Source organism: Bacillus sp. NTK071 (assembly GCF_017303315.1).
Lineage (GTDB): Bacteria > Bacillota > Bacilli > Bacillales > Guptibacillaceae > Guptibacillus.
Map to the genome: position 1 here is coordinate 65434 of NZ_JAFKOI010000001.1, position 19961 is coordinate 85394.

Here is a 19961-nt window from a genome sequence, read left to right on the forward strand (position 1 = left end):
CATCATCCTTTCTTTATGGTTAGTTTCTCACTAGATCTCAATTCAATAACTGTAAGTCTCTTCCTAAGAAAGAGATGTAACATAGAAAAAACCTCCTAGAAAGGAGGTTTTAGGTTGATAAAAATTGTCCACCATTGATATGAATCGTTTGTCCTGTCATGTATGAAGAATCATCTGAACCTAGAAGTACATAAGCGGCGGCCAGTTCTTCGGGTTGTCCTGGACGTCCCATCGGCGTATTGGTTCCAAAGTTCTTCACTTTATTCTCAGAAAAAGTTGATGGAATAAGCGGAGTCCAGATTGGTCCGGGAGCAACACTGTTTACTCGAATACCTTTACCAACAAGTGATTTCGCAAGACTTCTAGTGAAGGCTGTAATCGCTCCTTTAGTACTTGAATAATCAATCAACTGCTCGTTTCCTTCATAAGCAGTGACAGAAGAAGTGTTAATAATCGCACTTCCTTTTTTAAGGTGTGGAAGGGCGGCTTTGGTTAAATGGAACATAGAAAAGACATTTGTCCGAAACGTTTTCTCTAACTGTCCGGAAGTAATATCCTCCAGACTTTGCTTAGGGTGTTGCTCGGCAGCATTGTTAATTAGAATATCAAGCTGCCCATAGTGTTCCATTACCTGGTTAATAACGCTAGCACTAAACGCTTCGTCACCAATGTCCCCTGACAAGAGAAGACATTCGCTACCTTTATCTTCAATTTGTTTCTTTGTATTTGTGGCATCGTCATGTTCATCAAGATAAACGACCGCTAACTTCGCACCTTCTTTGGCATAAGCAATTGCTACTGCTTCACCAATACCACTATCACCTCCAGTGATGAGGGCTACTTTGTTCGTTAACTTTCCTGATCCTTTATAGTCCTTGTTCTCCGTGAGCGGAGGAGGGGTCATTTCCTGCTCGGAACCTGGTTGGTGATTCTGATGCTGTGCTGGTTGACCACCCGTTTGTCTATCATCTGGACGCATAAGCTTGCTCCTTTCAATTGGCTATATATGAAAGGATTTACCAATACAGCCCTGTTTCAAACATTTATTTTATGAAGTTAATGATGACAAGTTTGTTACATGATAAAATAGAGCAAACCCTAATGTAGTTTGTGAGGCGAATGTCATGAGTAGTGATCGAGTTGAATGTCAATTTGAAGAACAGCTTGCAGGATTCCTTGAATCAAGTCAGCCTATTATCGTAGAGAAATGGTTAGCCATTGCAAGGCTGTCTCCTGACGATCCTTATTATAAGGAAGTTATAAAAAATGGAAAGCGAACGGTGGAACTCATTTCACACTACATTCGCAATCCCGACGAAAACTGGATCCAAAAATTGACAAAAAAAGTTGCGGATGAACGAATTAAAGCGAATGTTAATATCGGTGAGTTTGTAGCCAATATTAACTCAGGTCGTTCAGTAGTCATTTCTGTGCTAAATGAATCTTCGTTTGACCGTAATGAGCTTTCGAGGGCGCTTGAAATCATTAATAATTATTTTAATGCGTACTTGTATCATTCGATTACAGAGTACACAAATATAAAAGATAGCATTATTCAAGATAAGAACAAATTTATACAGGAAATGCACAGTGATCGTCTGACAATCCTTGGGCAGTTAGGTGCGAGTTTCGCCCATGAATTTCGAAATCCTTTAACCTCTATCAAAGGTTTCCTAAAGCTTCTTGAAGATGATTATGAAGAGAGTAATCAAGTCAGAAAGCATTATTTTGAAATTCTTAATGGAGAAATGAAGAGTCTTGAAGAAAAGGTTAGTCAGTTCCTTTTTCTTTCAAAGATGCGAGCCATTGATGATAAGCCATTGTCACTTAATTTAAGTGGACTATTGAAGTACACGATTGAAATTGTGTATCCACGCCTTCTTGAATCAAAGATTGAAGTAGAAACGTTAATTGAACCAGATATTCCTCTATTCGGAGTTGAGGAACAAATCAAGCAGGTTATTCTTAATATAATGATTAACTCGATTGAAGAGCTGAGTGAAAGTAGATCAAAAAACAGGAAGATTAAAATGAAAGCGAAAGAAGATCGTGGCATAATCGTTATTGAAATATCAAATAATGGACGACAAATTCCGTCTCACCTGGTTGAAAGTATCTTCCAACCATTTATAAGTACAAAGAAGCTAGGAACGGGTCTTGGACTATCCGTTTGTAAACAAATCATTGAAAAGCATGATGGGCAGATCTCAGTTCGGACGAGCAGGAAAGAAACAACCTTTGTGATCGAACTTCCAATAATGGTTGACAAAGGTGTGAAAGAAGCGTAGCTTAATACGTATAATTACGAATTTTAAAAATGCTTTTATATATCCACTAGGGGAGTCATTAACGTGACTGAGACAGGATTGCCTGGACCCTTTGAACCTGATCTGGTTAGCGCCAGCGGAGGAAAGTGGAGACGGGTGCATTTGTAGCCGCTCCATTTTTGGAGCGGCTTTTTATATGTGTCTTGACATATAGAAAGCAGAGATGATGATTCATCTTACGTTTCAAAAATGGTAGTCATTCAGCACCTTACTCCTTTTCCACTTCATCAGGCGGATGAAAAGCGGAGAGGAGTTTTTTAATGTTATTTACAGAAAAATTACGTGAGGAAGCAGCACCAATTTTCGACGCTATTTATGATCATCCATTTGTGAGAGGGATTGCAAATGGAAAGTTAGAGAAGGAACAGCTTGTGCATTATGTAAAGCAGGATTTTGAGTATTTAAATACATTTGTAAGAATTTATGGAGTAGCTATCTCGAAGTGTGAAGCAAGAGACGATATGGCGCTATTCAATGAACAGATTTCATTCGTGCTCCACAGTGAGGTTCATCCACACAATAATTTGTGTCAAGCAGCGGGAGTATCTTATGACGAGCTGCAAGGTTATCCACTTGCACCTACTGCTCATCACTATACAAGACATATGTTAGATGCAGCTCATTCTGGTACTCTTGGTGAAATTATTGCAGCACTATTGCCATGTCCTTGGACGTATCTTGAAATTGGTCAGCGCTTAATGAAAGAAGTTGATCCTAGTGAAGATCACCCGTTCTACGATTGGATAACGTTCTATGGAAAGAGGTCGATGGAACCAGTAACAAATCAGCTTCGAAGCATTCTTGATGAGTGGGCCAAAACAGCACCTGAGAAAGAACTGAAGCGCATTAAGGATTACTTTATTAAAAGCTGTCAATTGGAATACGGTTTCTGGGAAATGGCTTATCAAGTTGAAGAATGGCCGGTTGCATTGCAGAAAGAGGAAAGAGTATGAAGCTAAAACTATCAGATATTCTAATTACAATCGTAATTGCCCTTGTATTTGGAATCATTTATAAGCTATGGGGGCCTGTATATAGCTTATTTAAGCCATTTGGTCTTCACGTAGGTGATGTTATTTACGGCATGTGGTTTATTGCTGGAACAGTAGCTATGCTACTTCTTCGTAAACCGGGAGTTGCTTTACTAGCTGAGACAGCTGCAGCTTCTGGAGAATTTCTTGTTGGCTCAGAATATGGCCTTTCAGTTTTGCTGTATGGCATTGTCCAGGGTCTAGGTACTGAATTGATGTTTGCACTATTTGGCTATAAGCGTTATACCGCATTTGTTGCAGCACTAGGAGGTATTGCCGCCGCAGTAGGGTCGCTTGTCATGGATGCTGCTTATGGGTATGTGATGGATCTTGCATTATGGAATTTATTGCTTCTAATTGGAGCTCGGTTGGTTGGAGGCTTCCTGATAGCTGGTCTTCTAGCATATCTTCTTGTTGAAGCTCTTGAGAAAACTGGTGTTACAAGTCTCATTAGACCGGCAAGTGATGAAGACTACAAAGCACTGGATCAATAAGGAGGAATTATATGAAAGTAGGAGTGTCAAACCTGAGATTGAAATTTGCAGGCGCTCCGTCATTGCAATTTAAAGACGTTTCTCTTCGTATTGAGGAAGGGGAGAAAATACTTTTACTGGGGCCGAGTGGCTGTGGGAAATCGACGTTACTACAAGTGTTAGCTGGACTGATTCCTCATGCTGTTCCTGTACCAATGAAGGCAGACGAAATGGTTACTTGTGAATCAACTGGTGTTGTATTTCAGGATCCTGATGCACAGTTTTGTATGCCTTATGTTGATGAAGAAATTGCGTTTGTGTTAGAAAATAGAGGTGTTCCAAGGCGCGAAATGAAAGACCTGATTGAGTATTATTTAAATAAAGTGGGCCTTTCTTTTCAAAATTCACATATTGAAATTAGTACATTGTCACAGGGGATGAAACAGAAAGTAGCAATTGCTTCAATGATTGCACTTGAGCCAGAAGTAATTTTCTTAGACGAACCAACAGCTTTGTTGGATCCTCTAGGTACTTCGCAAGTATGGTCTACCATCAAAAAAATTGAAGCAAAGCAAACGATGATTATTGTAGAGCATAAGATTGATGAGGTCATCGACTTTGTTAATCGTATCGTATTATTTAATTCTGAAGGGGAGATTATTGCCGATTCTGATCCAAGCACCATGTTTTCATTCTATAAACATAAAATAAAGGAGTATGGTATTTGGTATCCTGAAGTGTGGGAAGAACATATGAAAGAAATTGCCTCTCTTCAGTGTATAAAGCAAGGTAAAGAGGTTCTGTCAGTAACCAATTTAAAAGGATATCGTGGAAAAAAACCAAAGATTGAAGTACCCAGCATCACCGTTTGTGAAGGTGAATGGGTAGCCATTACTGGCGATAATGGTGCAGGCAAAAGCTCATTGCTGTTAAGCTTGATGAATGTAATGAAAACGTCTGGCGAAAAAAAGGTCTCAGATAATGTATTAAAAACGGTCCACGATTCTCGTAATCATATGGCTTTCGTTTTTCAAAATCCAGAATTTCAATTCATAACGAATTCAGTATATGAAGAGTTAGCTTATTCTTTAAAGATGTTAAATGATCCAATTGTAGATGAGAAAGTAAATGCATGGCTTACTTCTTATAAACTTGAGCATGTTAAATCACTTCATCCTTATCAGCTTTCAACAGGTCAAAAGCGGCGATTAAGCGTAGGAACTGCGTTATTTGGCAGTCAGCCAGTGTTGCTTCTAGATGAACCAACATTTGGTCAAGATGCTCAAAATACGTTTAAGTTGCTTCAACTATTTGAGGAATTAAGGGCAAAAGGAATGATCATTATAATGGTTACACATGATGAAAAGATTGTGAAATACTATGCAACGAGGCAGTGGGTTATTGAAGAAGGGTTACTTGTTTCAGATCGTAACTTGGAGCGAGTTGTAGAGGGAAATGCGCATGCAATGGACTCTTAACTATGAAGAAACATGGCTTCATCGCTTGAATCCTGCTTTCAAGTTGGTTTTCTTGCTTTTATTGTTTCTGTTGCTCCTATTTATTCATAATCCAAATATAATTACGAATGTAACGGTAGTGCCGGTTTTACTTTTGTTGTTTTCAACAGGGCATCAAAAGAAGGTACTCCTGGTTTTAATTCTGCCATTTCTTCTCATGTTCTTTTCGAGTGCTTCTAGCATGATGTTCTTCGGACAGGGATCGACTACTTGGTGGAAATGGGGACTAATTCATATCACTGAGGAGAGTTTTTATAGAGGCTTGCATATTGGTTTTCGTGCACTAAATTTTGCTCTTCTTGGGTTACTATTTGCTCTAACCACAAGGCCTGTTTATCTTTTCTATTCTCTTATCCAGCAACTTAAAGTACCTCCTCGTTTTGCTTATAGTTTCATGGCTGCCGTTCGAATCCTTCCGGTTATGGTAGAGGAATTTCAGCAGCTAAGGGCCGCGCTACTTATAAGAGGGGTGAAGAAGAAGAAGGGCCTTGCTCGTATCACTCAGACAATTACCTTGTACGCTGTACCGCTCTTATCTCAAAGTATTAGAAGAGCGCATCGAATTGCTGTAGCAATGGAAGCAAAGCGATTTAACAACAAAGAACGCACCTATTACTACAAACCATCTTTCTCGAAATTCGATCTGATATTCCTGCTTTACATTGCAATCAGTTTTGGGATTGCTTTTTGGATCGGAGAGGCTTTCCCTTATTATGCTATAACCGATGTAAGACAGAAATAAACCGGCTCTTAAAGAGCCGGTTTATTTCTTAGGTAAGAAAAGATACTCTTATAAGTGATCTGTATCTTTTGAATATTGATGCTTGCCGCCTTCGCGATTATCTTCTTTCAACCTGTTTTTCAACATACGTTTAGCATTTCCATCAACAGGCTTCTTGTTGTTATCTTTCGTTGTGGACATCGATAGGCCTCCCTTGACGATATAATCGTAACACCCACTTAGGGTTTACGATTATGCGAGATCCTATGTAGGGGCTATTTATTTAGAAAGAATAAGGCAAGTGTACCAGGTCCTGAATGAGAACCGATCGTTGCTCCCACTTCATTGATAACAAAGTGTTCACTTCCAAAAGCTTCTTGAATAGCACTCTTCAGTTTCTCAGCGCTTTCAAGGTCGTCACCATGAGAAATGCCGATAAGCTGAGATTGGAGATTAACGCCGCGCTCCTTCATAATCTCGACCATCCGTTTCACTACTTTGTTTTTACCACGGATCTTTTCAATCGGCACAAGTTTACCGTCTTCAACATGAAGAACTGGTTTAATTTTAAGCATTCCTCCGACGAATGCAGAGGCTCTGCTAACCCTTCCGCCGCGTTGAAGGAACTCTAAGTCATCAACTGTGAAAATATGTTCCATGTGCGTAAGGTAAGTAGTAGTTAGGTGTTGTTTAATTTCGTCAAATGTTTTTCCATCTGAAGCAAGTTCAGCTGCAGAAATAGCCATTAGACCATAGCCAAGAGAAGCTGCTTTTGAATCAATGACTTCCATTTGAGCGTCAGGGAATTCTTCCTGTACTTCATTCTTAATGATAGCTGCTGATTGATAAGTGCCAGATATCCCGGAGGATAGGGCAATATAAATAAAAGGCTGACCTTTTTCAGCATAGTTAACGAATGTTTCTTTAATCCTTGCAGGAGGAATTTGGGAAGTTTTTGCCATAGCTCCTTCTCGTAGAGCTTTATATAATTCTTTCGCTTGAATGTCTTCACGGTCATAAAACTCTTCATTTCCCATTATCACCATGAGAGGCATAATCTCAAGATCATACTTTGTTATAAGCTCATCGGGAAGGTCTGATGCGCTATCAGTAATTATTTTCACATTCACGGACAATCGTCCTTTCATTGTGGTTTATGTACTTATGTAGAAAGCTTATGTTATCTTAAAGTTTATCCCGTACTTGTTGTAAAATCAATGCTATCGATTGGTTTAACTATAAAACAGTTGACGTGGGAGATTTAGTTTGTTTAGATAAACATGGTTTAGTAGAAGATTTCTGTTCGACCAACTATATTATATGAATCAATTACTGATACATATGATACGTTTTTGAACTTATATTAAGTAAACGAGTTAAAGCTCCGTTTCGTAAAAGAGGGTGTTACTAGTGGAAGAAGTTAAAAAAATTATTGTTATTCTCTTAGGTGCTATACTTGGAGCTGTTTCTCTTAATTTATTCTTAATCCCTGCAAATGTATATGCGAGTGGATTTACTGGAATTGCACAGCTACTATCGAGCGTGTTAGGAGATTACACACCAATTAATATTTCAACAGGTATTTTGCTATTTCTACTCAATATTCCTGTTGCTGTACTCGGCTGGAAGAAAGTCGGTAAGGCCTTTACATTATATAGTGTTATTAGTGTTGCAGCTACAACTTTCTTCCTTGAGGTCATTCCGGTTCAAGCTTTGTCGGAAGACATACTTCTAAATGCTGTTTTCGGTGGTGTAATTGCAGCGATCGGAATTGGCTTCACTTTAAAATGGGGTGCTTCTACGGGAGGAATGGACATTGTCGCAATGATTTTGTCTAGAATGAAAGACCGTCCAATTGGAACGTACTTCTTTAGCTTAAATGCCTTAATCATTCTAACCGCAGGAATGCTTTATGGTTGGGAAAAAGCGCTTTATACCCTTGTAACGCTTTACGTTTCGTCTCGAGTTATTGACGTTATCCATACTCGTCACGAAAAGCTTACAGCTATGATCGTTACAGCTAAAGGGGATGAGCTTCAAAAAGCCATTCATGATCGTCTTGTCCGTGGTATCACAAAGCTTCCAGCCAAAGGAGCCTACCGCGGTGAAGAGAAAGAAATGCTCATGATCGTTGTCACTCGCTATGAGCTCTATGACCTTGAACACATCATCCAAGACATCGACCCAACAGCCTTCACAAACATCGTAAACACAACAGGAATCTTCGGCTTCTTCAGAACAGAATAGGTCAAAGACACATAATCAACCTCATAAACACATAAAAAAAGTTCCCAACTGGGAACTTTTTTTATGTGTTTACCTTTATGCGTTGTTTGAGATTGTTTCCTTAACTTCAGGAAGCAAGCTATCCCAATCTGCCTCAGGCATTTTGTTAACTGTAATAAAGTCCTGGTAACCAAAAACGTTATCAACTCCATCTAATTTTAGAAGAGCTGCAGCCATTGGGTGCTCAGGATTATCATTCTTCTTAAAAGAATGACTAGAAGATCCTTCAAACAACTGCTGATCAGCAGTGATTTTGATTGCATTAGGGTTCGGTGTACGATCTACACGTAGTGTAATTGCCATGTGTTAAACGCCTCCTTTCTCTACCTCTCTTAGTGTATCAGAAACATCTTAAACAGAAAACGACATTAAGATGAGAAGGTGAAACCGTATCGTTTTGAGACAATATCATGGAAGCCTAGTGAATTGTATAAATGCTTCGTTACAGCGTTATTAATGCCAGTCTCTAGTTCAATTCCTTTAATTCCTTCGTTTTCAGCCCAATAAATGACGTGAAGTAATAGCTTCCGACCTATTCCTCTATTACGAGCATCTGGATCAACATACAATTCATTCAGCCATATGTATGGTCCACCACTTGTAAGACTAACGCCTATGTTAAAGAACGCCACTCCAAGTACTTCATCATCAAATTCTGCAACGACGACGCGAGAAGCTGATTGTTCATCAAGAGCAAGCGTAATACCCCTGACAAGTTTTTCATAGCTACCATCGTGTTCAGAACGGGTAATCTGCTTCATTAATAATTTAGATACATTCGCAATCATTTCTTCGCTTGTTTGGCTTGATAGCTGGTAAACATTCATTACCGTTCCACCTCCGTCATACTGTTTCGACTTTATCGATGACAATACCTTTTTGTAAGTCTCGAATAATAAATTAAAATAATTTCTAGATATTTGAAACATTCAGCTATTTTCATTCGTCTATAAGAGTAGTAAGGAGCTGATAGAATGAATCTTCTCTTTTCATGGAGCACAGGGAAAGATAGTGCACTTGCACTGTACGATTGTCTCAAGTGTTCGAATAATCAAGTCCAAGGACTATGGACAACTGTTAATGAAGATCGTGACTACATTTCCTTTCACGGCGTAAGTAAAGCTTTGCTTAAAAAACAGGCAGCTACAATAGGACTGTCACTTTCGATTACAAATTTACCAGATAACTGTACGAATAAGCAATACGAAGCTATTATCAACGCCGTATATGATTCTTTCATACGAAACAAAGTTGATGCTATAGCTTTTGCTGACTTGTACTTAGAAGATATCCGGCAATATAGAGTACAACAGTTAAATGCTAGTGGGCTAGAGGGTGTATTCCCTTTATGGAAGAAGTCAACCTTACATACAGCAAAGCGGTTTATATCAACCGGTTTTAAAGCGGTTATCACAACTGTGGATCAAACTAAAATTGATTCTAAATGGATTGGGAAAGAATTCAATGAGGAGTTCCTTAACAATCTTCCTCATGATGTTGATCCATGCGGAGAGAATGGAGAGTTTCATACGTTCGTTTTTAATGGACCAATCTTTCAGAACGCAGTGGATTATGTAGTTAAGGATCAAGTTGAACAGGGGCCATACATAACGGCATTACTAACAGATAGTTGATCTATCTTTAAGGATGAACGGAATGAAGGGGGAGGATAATGAATGCCGGTATTAGTTTGTTTTGGGGATTGTTTAACTGCACGCGAAGTAGATGATAAGGGGAATGAACGATTAACATCCCGGATTCGTGGTGCACTTGATGAATGGATTGTCATTAATGCTGGATCATCACCAACTTCAAGAGACGGAGTTTCGAGGTTTCAATCAGATGTTCTTAGCTACCAACCTGATTATGTAACCATTTTCTTTGGGACGCAGGAAGCTTGTCTTGATTATGGTTCGGATCTGAGTGAATTTGAAAGGAATATTGGTTATATGGTGAATAACCTTCCTCCAGAACGAGTCATTCTTATTTCTCCATCACCAGTAATGAATGAGGACAATACAAAACTAACTAATCGAAAGATCGAAGGCTATGCGGAACGAATCAAGAATCTTTCGGAGAGATTTGGAACACGTCATATTGATTTATGGCAACTCATTCAAGAACATCGAAGAAATAGTACGCTTTATGAGAAAGATGGTGTTCAGCTGAGCTGGAAAGGCTATAAGCTCATCACGAAAGAAGTTGTCCAGTCCCTGGGACATAAAAGGAGATTTAAACCAAATATTAAGCTGTTTTAATAAAGGAACCCAGGGTAGCTCCCGGGTTCCTTTATTGTGAAAATTAAAAGGGTTTATTTGACGTTTCATGGCTCAATTCTTCAACGGTTTGTTGGTAAGAAGTGAGTTGCTCTTTCTCAGCACTTGTCGATTGATGAAATGCTGCCGAGAGATTGTTCGTAGCTATTTCAATTTGATTTTGTAGACCCTGTTGTCCACTAGCAGCCATTTGTTCTGCTTTTTCCACAGCTTCTCTAGCGAGTTGAAAATGACGGTTAGCCATTCCTATTCACCACCAGACAAATTTTCTTGTTGTTGTTGTTTACGCTGCTGACTACTCATGCTCGTAAGATCGTGCTGGTCCATGTTACGAACAGCTCGATCTGCGCCTTCTTTAACCATACGCTTTGTTTTGCTATTCTTTGCCATGATAGTTCCCTCCCTTTCAAGAATAGGATGAGTTCATGGTACTGATATTATTCGGGGAGGGAAGAAAGTTTGTAACATAGAAAAAAGACAGCTTATGAGAGCCGTCTTTCATCCGATATTGCAAGGTTCAGCCTGTTTTCGAGGAACGTAGCAACCCCATCTTCTTCGTTTGTAATCGTGATTTCATTGGCGATATTCTTTAATTGATCGATCGCATTGCCCATGGCAACGCCTGTGCCAGCGTACTCAATCATTTCAAAGTCATTATCTTCATCACCGAATGCAATGATGCGCTCTTGAGGGACGTTTAGATGCTCAGCTAATCGTTTTAGACCGACCGCTTTGTTTAATCCAGCCTTTACAATTTCGATAATGTTTAATGGTGCAGCCCAAACGCGATGTTCAATCATTTCAGCATGTTGTTCTTTTAACATTGATCGTAGCGTAGCCAACTGCTCTTCACGAGGGTGAATTAAAAGGGATGTAGGATGATCTTTTAATTTCGTATGAATTTCCCCTGTAAAAATGGAGGAGTCTTCCATTATCATATTCTGCATAATGAGTTCGTCATGCTGATGTAAGTACACATCGTCTAGAACTTCAGCTATCATATTTTTTACATTAATTTCATTACATGAAGCAATGATGGATTTTGCTGTTTCTAATTCCATTGGAGAGTGATACGTACCAAAGGATTGATCAAGAGGATGATGCACGAATGCCCCATTGAAGTTCACAATGGGTGTAGTAAGTGCTAGTTCGTGATAATAGCGAACGCTCGCCCGATAAGGACGACCAGTTGCGATTGCAACATGATGACCCTGTCTCTTTGCTTCAAAGATTACAGCTTTTGTTCGCTCTGTAATATTCTTTTCACCGTTTAACAACGTTCCATCAAGATCAAGTGCGATTAGATGCGGTTTAGTTGTCATAGAAGCTCCTTTGAAAAGTGTCATTTTAAGTGTTTTTTATAAAGCCTACAACATCATTGTACATGGCACAAGAAAATGTGTCTATTTTGTATCTATTAAGAAAATGACAAGAATGTTAAAAGGATACAACAGCCGTTTGAGGAATTACTAACAAGGGTACAATTAAATTATCATTCCATTGGAGGTGGCAGTCGATTATGACGAAAAAACAAACATTGCTTTTATCAAGTATTGCAGCTGCTGGTACAATCGGCATTTCATCCTACTTGCTTAAGGATCAGGAGAAGAGAGAGAAGCTTAAAACAAAAGCAAACGATTTACGTCAGCAAGTAACGAGAAAGTTCGGTGATGGATTACCAATTGAGAAAGCTGGAAATCCAACCACACCAGATCAATCTCAAGATAGTGGCGATAGCAAGATGGTATATGAAGGTTCACAATTTCCAACGCAGTATTATAATAAGCTAGAGAATATGAAATCCGTTGAGAAAAGTCATGAAGAGCAGGTTAAGAATTAATAGAGCTGACATGCAAGCGAAGCTTGCATGTTTTTTTATTTGGCAATGTTAGCTTACATAGTTGATTTCTCGATTTTTGACTCATTAACATAGCCTTTTCTGGTGTTTTTCTCAAAGAATGTTGCTATTGAAAGAATTTTTGTATTAAGAATCAAACTTAGCTAGGGCGAAAATATCCCTCACTCTTATAGCAACAATGTTTACGAAAAGAGCCTTATATTTCAAATGCATGCCTCAATATTTTCAAGTTGTTCACTACAGTGGTAGGATAGAAAGGTATACTCGTCTATAGAGAAAGGAGCTTATAAATGATTACAATCGAGAACCAAACAATTCAACATATACCTGTTCTTCATGTAGTTGATGCCAATCTTGCAGACCAGAAACTGCCACTCGTTATGTTTCAGCATGGTTTTACAAGTGCTAAAGAGCATAACTTACATATAGCCTATCTTCTTGCAGAGGAAGGTTATCGTGTGCTACTTCCTGATGCAGTTCATCATGGTGAAAGAGAGAATGACCTTTCTGGTCAAAAACGTCAATATGTGTTCTGGGAAATCGTGATTCAAAGCTTAACTGAGCTCGATCAATTGAGACAGCATTTCGTTGATCAAAACCTTGTCCAGGAAGATCGGATCGGTATGTCAGGAACGTCAATGGGCGGTATTCTAACGTTTGGAGCCCTGACGCAATATCCATGGATTAAAACAGCGGTCTCATTAATGGGCTCACCGTCCTATTTTAAGCTCGCAAATGCCCAAATTCGGTACCTAAAAGAAGAAGGCTTTAGCCTACCGATTTCAGAAGAAGAAATGAAAAAGCAAATTGAAGGGTTACAGTCCTATGACTTATCACTCCAAGAAGAGAAACTCGATGGACGCCCACTCATGATGTGGCACAGTACAGTCGATAAAGTTGTTCCCTATACGCTTACATATGATTTCTATAACCAAATCAAACCTTCCTATGAAGGGCGCGAAGAGAACCTCAAATTCATTAAAGATGAGACGTCTGGCCATAAAGTTTCAAGAGAAGCTGTTCTTGCTCTTGTCGAGTGGTTCAAAACTCATTTATAAAATTGAAGCCTTTTCGGTTTAAGTTAAAACTCAGTTTGTTATAATGGTAGATGGATGTACATGCAAGAAAGGAGAGAATGAAATGTCAGATCAAACAGATCAAGAAATGAGAGATAAATTGTTCGAAGCTCTTGAGAATGTCATTGACCCTGAGTTAGGTATTGACATTGTTAATCTTGGACTAGTATACGAAGCTGACCTTAACGATGAAGGTGTAGCGCAGGTTGTCATGACGTTAACCGCAATGGGTTGTCCTCTTGCAGGCACTATCGTGAATGACGTGAAACGTTGTCTGTCAGATGTAGAAGAGGTTAAAGACGCTGATGTTAACATCGTCTGGAATCCACCATGGTCAAAAGATAACATGTCTCGTTATGCAAAGATTGCACTTGGCATTACTTGATGATTATTGAAAAGGAAGAGGGGAAACCTCTTCCTTTTTTCTGTTTGTAATATCATTTCAATAGTAGTCGGTATATAAGGGCAAAGAAGAGGAACCCGTTATTGCGTTCTTTCTATAATTATTTTCTCATTCAGCATACTCCAAATAGCAGGATCTTCCATGCCAAGGCGCCATAACGCGACACCCTGCACCCCGAGTTCATCTGCTAAACGGGTTTTTGCTTCAATGCTTTCCTGGTTTTCAAACCATACTTCGTGTTTATTTCCTTCTTCATCTTCATAATTGAAGAAAGGTGTTTTCCGTTCTTTGTTAAATTGAATTTCTGCTTTATACTTCTTCTTTAACTTCATTGCCATATCATACGTCACGTAAGTGCTTTTATCTTTATCAAGATTGAAATCAAATCCAAAAACGGAAATGGCGGAGACTAATTTTTCTGGCGGTATTCTTGTTTTCGCATAAGTCATTACTTTCTCCATCCACCCAGCCGTAACCGCTGGACCAGCTGGGCTTCCTGGCCATCCAAACTCGTTGTATAACATAACGATAAATTGATCGACTGATTTGCCTATTTCAGCATAATCAAATGGATCTGAGAAAGGATTTACAGGCTCGTCAGAAGCTCTAGAAGGGACACTTGCAGAGAAAAAGTACCCTTTCTTATGCAATTCTTCGCCAATTGTTTTGTAAAGAAGTGATAGTTTTTCAGAATCCTCAATATACACATCTTCAATATCAATATCTACGCCATCAAAATTGTACTTCTCAATAAGTTGAACTAAGTTTCGTGCAAAAGCTCGTCGATTTTCTTCATTAGAAACGAGTGTTTGAACAACTTTCTTGCTTGGTTCGGTATCGCCTTTCTTATAAAGAAGATTGTGAACAACTGGCATAATCTTAATGTTTTGATCATGTGCCAGTTGAACGAGCTTTTCAATTTCACGATCAGTGAACTTTCCAAATTTCTCAATCGTGGTTGGATTCGATTCACTAATTCGAAATAAGAACAATGCGAGTTGAGATAATTCTGGTCGATTTGATACAAAAGATTTATAAGAAGAAGGAAGTGAGGGACCTTCTTCAAGTGTGTAATAGCCTATGATTCTTGAGACAGGTTTATCATCACCATATGCATTAAATGTCACAACGCTGTCTGAAATCCATCCGTTTGTACCGTCATATAACTTAACTTTAAACCAGTTCCCTCGAATACCCTCAACGAAAAACTTAGCGCCAGCCTTCACCTGAGTAATGACATTATACCCTTTGCCGGGCCCAGTTCTAACATTAGCACGATCGGATTTGACAACTACTTCTGTATAAACAGGAATTTTGAGTGTTTGACCAATCGTTAATGCATCCGATGAGAGATTGTTTAATGTCATAATGCTTTTCGCTGTCGTTTTATAATTGTTCGCTATCTGATAAAGGCTATCTCCCGGTTTCACCGTATAGTTGATTCGCATCATTCGATTTCGGGTAGAAGGAATATCAAGGTGCTGTCCTACATATATGAGGTTTGATTGTAATTGATTTAATTCTTTTACTTCATCAACAGGAATTTGAAAACGTTCTGATATCGTTAGCAGTGTGTCTCCCTGTTGAACGGTATAAGTAGATGTCGAAGTAGGGATACGCAGCATCTGACCTACATAGATGATATTGGAATTAAGCTCGTTAAATTGTTTGATTTGTTGGACAGATCGATTGTGCGATTCGGCTATGTTAAGCAATGTATCTCCAGGTTTAACAAAATATTGGCTTTGAGGCATAATCATCACTCCTTCCTATATAAGATGCATCACTAACAATCTATTCAGAACACCATTTAATCATTACTTTTTATATGTTAGGAATAACTTTGATACAATAGATAGGAAAATCATAACAATGGAGTTGAGGTCATGGTGGAGAGAAGGAAACCGATACCAGTTCAAGAAGCAATTGATAAGGTTATGATGCTTTCATATGAAGGATCATCAGAAATAATCCCACTTTCAGAATGTGACGGTCGTCATCTAAGTGTGGATGTAAAAGCGGATCATGATGTACCGCCGTTTGATCGTTCGCCATATGATGGCTTTGCCATTCGGGCTGAGGATACATATAAAGCTGGACAAGATTCACCAATTACCTTAGAAGTAATTGAGGAAATTGGAGCAGGAACGGTAGCAACGAAAATTCCTCAAGCAAATCAAGCCATCCGAATCATGACTGGAGCACCGATACCAGAAGGAACAGATGCTGTGATTATGTTTGAACTTGTTCAAGAATTTAAAGAAGAATCAAAAAACTTTATCAAGATTAAACGCAAAGTAACGAGAGGAGATAACCTTTCGTTACAGGGCGAAGATACAAAAAAAGGGACCATTTTAATTAAGAAAGGATCAATGATCACACCGGGTGTAAAGGCGCTGTTAGCTACGTTCGGATATGCTCAGGTTCCTGTAGCGGTAAAGCCAGAGGTCGGAATATTTGCAACCGGGACAGAACTCTTAGATCCAGAAGAAGCTCTCGAACCAGGGAAAATAAGAAACAGCAATTCTCCAATGATTGAAGGACAAGTTAAAGCTGCAGGAGCTAACCCTTTATACTTTGGGAAACTTGACGATGATTTTGAAACTTGTTTTGCTTCCGTGCAAAAAGCGCTAGAGAAAGTTGATTTTCTTATTACGACTGGTGGTGTGTCAGTTGGAGACTATGACTATCTGCCTGCGATTTATGAGAAACTTGGAGCAACTGTCTTGTTCAATAAAGTCGGAATGAGACCAGGCAGTGTAACGACAGTGGCCGAATGGAATGGTAAGCTTTTATTTGGACTATCTGGGAATCCATCAGCTTGCTTTGTAGGGTTTGAACTATTTGCAAGACCGATTCTTAAACGAGCGCTGTTCTCTCAAGTTCCGTATCGGATAAAAAGTATGGGAACGCTTCTAACGGACTTTCCTAAGCCGAATCCGTTTACGCGATTTGTGCGTTGTAGTACAGAAGAACGGGAAGGTCGAATCTTTGTTAAGCCGACTGGGCTTGATAAGTCAGGAAGTGTAACATCACTTGCTGAAGCGAATGCCTTTGCTGTTCTGCCGGGAGGAACACGTGGTTTCAAAGCAGGTGACCTAGTTGATCTCTTACATCTTCGCGATTCTCGGTCTGATTACTTGTGAGTACACCAATTCTTCAAGTCATTGGGTATCAGGATAGTGGAAAGACGCTTTTTCTAGAACGGTTTATTGAGGAAGCAGCGGTAGACGGATTTCGAATTGGTGTTATCAAGCACCATGGGCACGGACAACCAGATCTTTACGATGAGAAGAAAGACACAGGGCGCCACCGAAACGCAGGTGCAGTAGTAACTGGCGTTAGTGGAGGTGGGGTTATCTCCATTCAAGCAAAGCAAGAGGAAGAATGGCAGTTAGAACGCCTATTGGATCTATATGATTCATTTCAACTTGATCTTATCCTTGTAGAAGGATATAAAGAAGTGTCACTTCCGAAAGTCGTAATGATCAGAAGCGGAGCGGATCTTACACTGCTTACAATGAAAAACATCCGTGCAATCATAACGAAAGAGCACATTGATACAGAATTGATACCGAAATATCCATTTCATAACATGGGTACATGTATAGATGATTTATTGAAAGAGTTGAAGGGAGAATGAGATGAGAATCTATACAATTACAGCAGAAGAGATTGATGTGAATGCTGTGATTAACAGCGTTATACATCCGGAAGCGGGAGCTATTAATACTTTTATAGGAACAGTACGAGAGTTTACGAAAGGGAAGCAAACGGTGTCCCTGCAATATGAAGCGTATCCTTCCATGGCAGAGAAACAGCTGAAGCGAATTGGTGATGAAATAAGTGAGCAGTGGCCAGGTGTGCAAACCTCCATTGTTCATAGAACAGGCAAGCTAGCCATTAGTGATATCGCGGTGGTTATTGCCGTAGCATCGCCACATCGTGCAGAAAGTTATGCAGCAAGTCGCTATGCCATTGAACGTATTAAACAAATTGTACCGATATGGAAAAAAGAATACTGGGTGAACGGTGAAGAGTGGATTGGCGATCAGCTTGAGAAAACCCCTTACCCCGATGGTAAACCTGAGGAGGATAGCATATGATTACTGTACTATTTTTTGCGGGACAACAAGAATTAATTGGTGAAGACAAGCTTGAACGAAATGAGTCTCATATCAAAATATCAGATCTTAAAGCAAAGTTGATGCAAGAATACCCTAAGCTTTCTCTCCAAAATACGATGACGGCTATTAATGAAGAGTATGCTGAGGATGAGCGAATTGTAGAAGACAATGATATCGTTGCATTCATTCCACCAGTTAGTGGAGGATAAGATTAAAAAACACCCATAACGGGTGTTTTTTTAATTGCTATGTGAATTTAAAAAATGAGAATAAGTGCACCTACGATAAAGCAGTAGATCGCAAAATAAATTAAATTACCGCGTGCCATAATATTCATAAACCATTTTAAAGAAAAATAAGAAGCCATCAACGATAAAAGGAAGGCCACGATATATGGGATGAGTAGGTCACCAAACTGGAGGTCACTGATACCAAAAACCATTGTCCCAACACTAACTGGAATAAAGAGTAGGAATGAAAAGCGAAGTGCAGTCTCTTGCTTCATACCAATTCCCATTGCTGCAACGATTGTTGCGCCAGAACGACTAATTCCTGGAATTAATGCAACAGCCTGAGCTAGTCCTACAATAATAGCATCTTTAAGATTAAGTTCCGAATCACCTTTTGAACCTCTAAGGTTACGGATTAACCATAAAGCGATACCAGTAATAATTAGGGTCGCACCTACAACTTTAAGTCCTTTTAAGTTATCACCAATAAAGTCTTCAAATGTGAGACCTAGCACTGCAGCAGGAATCGTCGCAATAACGAGATAGACGATGAACATAAAATCACTTTTAGAGCTCTCATCTCTAGAAACGATATAATTAACACCGTTTGCTGTGAGGCGAATGAGATCGTTACGGTAGATAAGTAAGACAGCGAGTAGAGAAGCGAAGTTCATTAGAATTTCAAAACTTAACCCTTCAATATCCAAGTTAAACAACTTCTGTGCAATGACAAGGTGGCCACTTGATGAAATCGGGATCGGTTCTGTAAATCCTTGAAGTAGCCCGAGAAAAGCGAACTTTAGTAATTCAAGCAGTTCCATAATGATTGTTCCTCCAATAATTGATACAAAGTAAATTGACACATGTAACCATTAAACACCAACGCTTCCAATTTTGTAAAGACAAATTTCCAGTGCTGTTTACATAAAACACTATTCGATGATGAATGCTGATAAAGGGGGCGAAGTAGAAGAGAGGAAGGAGGCAGAAGAATGGGCGGAGAAAATCGTCAATTCACACCAGGGCAGAAAGCACCTAATAATGGTGTATATATAGAAATCGGAGAAACAAATTCAATGGTAAAGGATCCTCAACAAATCGAACTTCGTGCAGGAGAGGCATTTCCAGAGTGTTCGAACCAGAACCGTAAATGGTCACGTAAGCCAAAGCCTAATCACTAGGGAGTAAGCGAATAAAAAACAAGCGCCCTCAATTGAAGGCGCTTGTTTCTATTGTTCAGCTGGATCAGAGATAAGACCTTCTCCAACAACCATTGCAGCTACAGCTAGGATAATTCCGAAAAGAGATGCGGAAGCAAAGTGGTAATGACCGCCTTGCATGGATGCAAGTACATAGAAAATCATATTGCTTAGTAGAAAGCCCCAAATAATAGCCCAAAGATAACGCACTAAATTCACCTCATTTGTAAACGTATTCTAACGGTATCATACCATAAAAATGTAGAAAACGGCATCTATGAATTCAATATTCAAACGACAAAATAGAAGTCTCACTCCACTAAGTCATTTATGGGACACAAGTATATCTTCATATTAATGAGCTAAATAGCATATTGTCATAGGAGGGGACTGTTCGACATTTTGTAAAGGATCGTGCCGTGAAATTCCCTAGAAAT

Annotated in this window: 27 protein-coding genes and 1 riboswitch; of the genes, 16 read left to right on the top strand and 11 right to left on the bottom strand. The window is 39.3% G+C overall.

From position 1 onward, the window contains the following. Positions 1 to 109: 109 nt before the first annotated feature. Positions 110 to 979 (bottom strand): SDR family oxidoreductase, encoded by an 870-nt coding sequence (locus JI666_RS00315; RefSeq protein WP_206887634.1) that lies wholly within the window; start codon positions 977 to 979, stop codon positions 110 to 112. A 145-nt stretch (positions 980 to 1124) separates the two neighbouring features. On the opposite strand from JI666_RS00315, the gene JI666_RS00320 reads away from it, so the two are divergent. The 5 genes from JI666_RS00320 (at position 1125) to JI666_RS00340 (ending at position 6090) form a co-directional block, all read left to right on the top strand. Continuing rightward, positions 1125 to 2288 carry a histidine kinase N-terminal domain-containing protein gene (locus JI666_RS00320; protein ID WP_206887636.1) on the top strand — a complete coding sequence of 388 codons (1164 nt, stop codon included), beginning with the start codon at positions 1125 to 1127 and terminating at the stop codon, positions 2286 to 2288. A gap of 38 nt (positions 2289 to 2326) precedes the next feature. Further along, positions 2327 to 2429: riboswitch (TPP riboswitch) on the top strand. A gap of 158 nt (positions 2430 to 2587) precedes the next feature. After that, positions 2588 to 3280: a thiaminase II gene (tenA, locus tag JI666_RS00325; RefSeq protein WP_206887639.1), complete on the top strand. Its 693-nt coding sequence runs from the start codon at positions 2588 to 2590 to the stop codon at positions 3278 to 3280. Continuing rightward, positions 3277 to 3852 (top strand): ECF transporter S component, encoded by a 576-nt coding sequence (locus tag JI666_RS00330; RefSeq protein WP_286170521.1) that lies wholly within the window; start codon positions 3277 to 3279, stop codon positions 3850 to 3852. Before tenA ends, JI666_RS00330 begins: the two co-directional genes overlap by 4 nt. A gap of 11 nt (positions 3853 to 3863) precedes the next feature. Beyond that, a complete protein-coding gene (locus JI666_RS00335) occupies positions 3864 to 5309 on the top strand; it encodes an ABC transporter ATP-binding protein (protein WP_206887645.1) in 1446 nt (481 codons plus the stop codon). Further along, the gene (locus JI666_RS00340; protein WP_206887647.1) at positions 5293 to 6090 is read left to right on the top strand and encodes an energy-coupling factor transporter transmembrane component T family protein; all 798 of its coding nucleotides are present in this window, start codon (positions 5293 to 5295) and stop codon (positions 6088 to 6090) included. Before JI666_RS00335 ends, JI666_RS00340 begins: the two co-directional genes overlap by 17 nt. A gap of 48 nt (positions 6091 to 6138) precedes the next feature. Here the strand turns inward: JI666_RS00340 and JI666_RS00345 are convergent, their stop codons facing one another. After that, entirely contained in the window at positions 6139 to 6270 is a 132-nt protein-coding gene (locus JI666_RS00345; protein WP_206887650.1) for a DUF3941 domain-containing protein, read from the bottom strand. 74 nt (positions 6271 to 6344) lie between these two features. Beyond that, positions 6345 to 7199, bottom strand: a complete 855-nt coding sequence (fakB, locus tag JI666_RS00350) for a fatty acid kinase binding subunit FakB (protein WP_206887653.1) — start codon at positions 7197 to 7199, stop codon at positions 6345 to 6347. A gap of 280 nt (positions 7200 to 7479) precedes the next feature. Between fakB and JI666_RS00355 the strand changes: the two genes are divergently transcribed. Further along, positions 7480 to 8316 carry a YitT family protein gene (locus JI666_RS00355; protein WP_414635118.1) on the top strand — a complete coding sequence of 279 codons (837 nt, stop codon included), beginning with the start codon at positions 7480 to 7482 and terminating at the stop codon, positions 8314 to 8316. Between the two features lie 75 nt (positions 8317 to 8391). On the opposite strand, the gene JI666_RS00360 is transcribed toward JI666_RS00355, so the two are convergent. Continuing rightward, a complete protein-coding gene (locus JI666_RS00360) occupies positions 8392 to 8658 on the bottom strand; it encodes a NifU N-terminal domain-containing protein (RefSeq protein WP_206887658.1) in 267 nt (88 codons plus the stop codon). Between the two features lie 65 nt (positions 8659 to 8723). Next, a complete protein-coding gene (locus JI666_RS00365) occupies positions 8724 to 9182 on the bottom strand; it encodes a GNAT family N-acetyltransferase (protein WP_206887661.1) in 459 nt (152 codons plus the stop codon). 147 nt (positions 9183 to 9329) lie between these two features. Between JI666_RS00365 and JI666_RS00370 the strand changes: the two genes are divergently transcribed. Together JI666_RS00370 and JI666_RS00375 are read left to right on the top strand one after the other, a co-directional pair. Further along, on the top strand, positions 9330 to 9989 hold the full coding sequence (locus tag JI666_RS00370) for a Dph6-related ATP pyrophosphatase (protein WP_206887664.1): 660 nt from the start codon (positions 9330 to 9332) through the stop codon (positions 9987 to 9989). 42 nt (positions 9990 to 10031) lie between these two features. Further along, positions 10032 to 10613: an SGNH/GDSL hydrolase family protein gene (locus JI666_RS00375; protein WP_206887667.1), complete on the top strand. Its 582-nt coding sequence runs from the start codon at positions 10032 to 10034 to the stop codon at positions 10611 to 10613. A 43-nt stretch (positions 10614 to 10656) separates the two neighbouring features. Here JI666_RS00375 and JI666_RS00380 read toward each other — a convergent pair whose 3' ends face one another. From JI666_RS00380 to JI666_RS00390, 3 genes are all read right to left on the bottom strand, one after another. Further along, entirely contained in the window at positions 10657 to 10875 is a 219-nt protein-coding gene (locus JI666_RS00380; protein ID WP_206887671.1) for a DUF3813 domain-containing protein, read from the bottom strand. Between the two features lie 2 nt (positions 10876 to 10877). Further along, positions 10878 to 11021: a hypothetical protein gene (locus tag JI666_RS00385; RefSeq protein ID WP_206887675.1), complete on the bottom strand. Its 144-nt coding sequence runs from the start codon at positions 11019 to 11021 to the stop codon at positions 10878 to 10880. A 92-nt stretch (positions 11022 to 11113) separates the two neighbouring features. Then, a complete protein-coding gene (locus tag JI666_RS00390) occupies positions 11114 to 11953 on the bottom strand; it encodes a Cof-type HAD-IIB family hydrolase (RefSeq protein ID WP_206887677.1) in 840 nt (279 codons plus the stop codon). 197 nt (positions 11954 to 12150) lie between these two features. On the opposite strand from JI666_RS00390, the gene JI666_RS00395 reads away from it, so the two are divergent. The 3 genes from JI666_RS00395 to JI666_RS00405 all read left to right on the top strand — a co-directional run bounded on the left by JI666_RS00395 (position 12151) and on the right by JI666_RS00405 (position 13950). Continuing rightward, a complete protein-coding gene (locus tag JI666_RS00395) occupies positions 12151 to 12471 on the top strand; it encodes a YbyB family protein (RefSeq protein WP_206887679.1) in 321 nt (106 codons plus the stop codon). A 308-nt stretch (positions 12472 to 12779) separates the two neighbouring features. Then, the gene (locus JI666_RS00400; protein WP_206887682.1) at positions 12780 to 13547 is read left to right on the top strand and encodes a prolyl oligopeptidase family serine peptidase; all 768 of its coding nucleotides are present in this window, start codon (positions 12780 to 12782) and stop codon (positions 13545 to 13547) included. An 82-nt stretch (positions 13548 to 13629) separates the two neighbouring features. Next, complete coding sequence (locus JI666_RS00405) at positions 13630 to 13950, top strand: metal-sulfur cluster assembly factor (RefSeq protein WP_048310083.1); 321 nt, start codon at positions 13630 to 13632, stop codon at positions 13948 to 13950. A gap of 98 nt (positions 13951 to 14048) precedes the next feature. On the opposite strand, the gene JI666_RS00410 is transcribed toward JI666_RS00405, so the two are convergent. Further along, the gene (locus JI666_RS00410; RefSeq protein WP_286170522.1) at positions 14049 to 15722 is read right to left on the bottom strand and encodes a LysM peptidoglycan-binding domain-containing protein; all 1674 of its coding nucleotides are present in this window, start codon (positions 15720 to 15722) and stop codon (positions 14049 to 14051) included. 132 nt (positions 15723 to 15854) lie between these two features. On the opposite strand from JI666_RS00410, the gene JI666_RS00415 reads away from it, so the two are divergent. The 4 genes from JI666_RS00415 to JI666_RS00430 are packed head-to-tail and all read left to right on the top strand — an operon-like array spanning position 15855 to position 18304. Next, positions 15855 to 17114: a molybdopterin molybdotransferase MoeA gene (locus JI666_RS00415; RefSeq protein ID WP_206887686.1), complete on the top strand. Its 1260-nt coding sequence runs from the start codon at positions 15855 to 15857 to the stop codon at positions 17112 to 17114. After that, positions 17111 to 17611 (top strand): molybdopterin-guanine dinucleotide biosynthesis protein B, encoded by a 501-nt coding sequence (gene mobB / locus JI666_RS00420; RefSeq protein ID WP_206887687.1) that lies wholly within the window; start codon positions 17111 to 17113, stop codon positions 17609 to 17611. Before JI666_RS00415 ends, mobB begins: the two co-directional genes overlap by 4 nt. 1 nt (position 17612) lies before the next feature. Beyond that, the gene (locus JI666_RS00425; RefSeq protein ID WP_206887690.1) at positions 17613 to 18074 is read left to right on the top strand and encodes a molybdenum cofactor biosynthesis protein MoaE; all 462 of its coding nucleotides are present in this window, start codon (positions 17613 to 17615) and stop codon (positions 18072 to 18074) included. Next, the gene (locus JI666_RS00430) at positions 18071 to 18304 is read left to right on the top strand and encodes a MoaD/ThiS family protein (RefSeq protein ID WP_206887692.1); all 234 of its coding nucleotides are present in this window, start codon (positions 18071 to 18073) and stop codon (positions 18302 to 18304) included. The genes JI666_RS00425 and JI666_RS00430 overlap by 4 nt, the downstream gene beginning before the upstream one ends. 47 nt (positions 18305 to 18351) lie before the next feature. Here JI666_RS00430 and JI666_RS00435 read toward each other — a convergent pair whose 3' ends face one another. Further along, positions 18352 to 19146: an undecaprenyl-diphosphate phosphatase gene (locus JI666_RS00435; RefSeq protein WP_206887695.1), complete on the bottom strand. Its 795-nt coding sequence runs from the start codon at positions 19144 to 19146 to the stop codon at positions 18352 to 18354. A 171-nt stretch (positions 19147 to 19317) separates the two neighbouring features. Here JI666_RS00435 and JI666_RS00440 point away from each other — a divergent pair, with 171 nt between their 5' ends. Then, positions 19318 to 19506: a YjzC family protein gene (locus tag JI666_RS00440; protein WP_206887699.1), complete on the top strand. Its 189-nt coding sequence runs from the start codon at positions 19318 to 19320 to the stop codon at positions 19504 to 19506. Between the two features lie 48 nt (positions 19507 to 19554). Here JI666_RS00440 and JI666_RS00445 read toward each other — a convergent pair whose 3' ends face one another. Beyond that, positions 19555 to 19734: a YjzD family protein gene (locus JI666_RS00445; RefSeq protein ID WP_206887704.1), complete on the bottom strand. Its 180-nt coding sequence runs from the start codon at positions 19732 to 19734 to the stop codon at positions 19555 to 19557. Positions 19735 to 19961: the final 227 nt, after the last annotated feature.

What these genes read in the sequence shown, in the direction of transcription:
- JI666_RS00315 (WP_206887634.1), bottom strand. Translation starts at nt 979, where the DNA reads ATGCGTCCAGATGATAGACAAACGGGTGGTCAACCAGCACAGCATCAG.
- JI666_RS00320 (WP_206887636.1), top strand. Translation starts at nt 1,125, where the DNA reads ATGAGTAGTGATCGAGTTGAATGTCAATTTGAAGAACAGCTTGCAGGA.
- tenA (WP_206887639.1), top strand. Translation starts at nt 2,588, where the DNA reads ATGTTATTTACAGAAAAATTACGTGAGGAAGCAGCACCAATTTTCGAC.
- JI666_RS00330 (WP_286170521.1), top strand. Translation starts at nt 3,277, where the DNA reads ATGAAGCTAAAACTATCAGATATTCTAATTACAATCGTAATTGCCCTT.
- JI666_RS00335 (WP_206887645.1), top strand. Translation starts at nt 3,864, where the DNA reads ATGAAAGTAGGAGTGTCAAACCTGAGATTGAAATTTGCAGGCGCTCCG.
- JI666_RS00340 (WP_206887647.1), top strand. Translation starts at nt 5,293, where the DNA reads ATGCAATGGACTCTTAACTATGAAGAAACATGGCTTCATCGCTTGAAT.
- JI666_RS00345 (WP_206887650.1), bottom strand. Translation starts at nt 6,270, where the DNA reads ATGTCCACAACGAAAGATAACAACAAGAAGCCTGTTGATGGAAATGCT.
- JI666_RS00360 (WP_206887658.1), bottom strand. Translation starts at nt 8,658, where the DNA reads ATGGCAATTACACTACGTGTAGATCGTACACCGAACCCTAATGCAATC.
- JI666_RS00365 (WP_206887661.1), bottom strand. Translation starts at nt 9,182, where the DNA reads ATGAATGTTTACCAGCTATCAAGCCAAACAAGCGAAGAAATGATTGCG.
- JI666_RS00370 (WP_206887664.1), top strand. Translation starts at nt 9,330, where the DNA reads ATGAATCTTCTCTTTTCATGGAGCACAGGGAAAGATAGTGCACTTGCA.
- JI666_RS00375 (WP_206887667.1), top strand. Translation starts at nt 10,032, where the DNA reads ATGCCGGTATTAGTTTGTTTTGGGGATTGTTTAACTGCACGCGAAGTA.
- JI666_RS00380 (WP_206887671.1), bottom strand. Translation starts at nt 10,875, where the DNA reads ATGGCTAACCGTCATTTTCAACTCGCTAGAGAAGCTGTGGAAAAAGCA.
- JI666_RS00385 (WP_206887675.1), bottom strand. Translation starts at nt 11,021, where the DNA reads ATGGCAAAGAATAGCAAAACAAAGCGTATGGTTAAAGAAGGCGCAGAT.
- JI666_RS00390 (WP_206887677.1), bottom strand. Translation starts at nt 11,953, where the DNA reads ATGACAACTAAACCGCATCTAATCGCACTTGATCTTGATGGAACGTTG.
- JI666_RS00395 (WP_206887679.1), top strand. Translation starts at nt 12,151, where the DNA reads ATGACGAAAAAACAAACATTGCTTTTATCAAGTATTGCAGCTGCTGGT.
- JI666_RS00400 (WP_206887682.1), top strand. Translation starts at nt 12,780, where the DNA reads ATGATTACAATCGAGAACCAAACAATTCAACATATACCTGTTCTTCAT.
- JI666_RS00405 (WP_048310083.1), top strand. Translation starts at nt 13,630, where the DNA reads ATGTCAGATCAAACAGATCAAGAAATGAGAGATAAATTGTTCGAAGCT.
- JI666_RS00410 (WP_286170522.1), bottom strand. Translation starts at nt 15,722, where the DNA reads ATGCCTCAAAGCCAATATTTTGTTAAACCTGGAGATACATTGCTTAAC.
- JI666_RS00415 (WP_206887686.1), top strand. Translation starts at nt 15,855, where the DNA reads ATGGTGGAGAGAAGGAAACCGATACCAGTTCAAGAAGCAATTGATAAG.
- JI666_RS00425 (WP_206887690.1), top strand. Translation starts at nt 17,613, where the DNA reads ATGAGAATCTATACAATTACAGCAGAAGAGATTGATGTGAATGCTGTG.
- JI666_RS00430 (WP_206887692.1), top strand. Translation starts at nt 18,071, where the DNA reads ATGATTACTGTACTATTTTTTGCGGGACAACAAGAATTAATTGGTGAA.
- JI666_RS00435 (WP_206887695.1), bottom strand. Translation starts at nt 19,146, where the DNA reads ATGGAACTGCTTGAATTACTAAAGTTCGCTTTTCTCGGGCTACTTCAA.
- JI666_RS00440 (WP_206887699.1), top strand. Translation starts at nt 19,318, where the DNA reads ATGGGCGGAGAAAATCGTCAATTCACACCAGGGCAGAAAGCACCTAAT.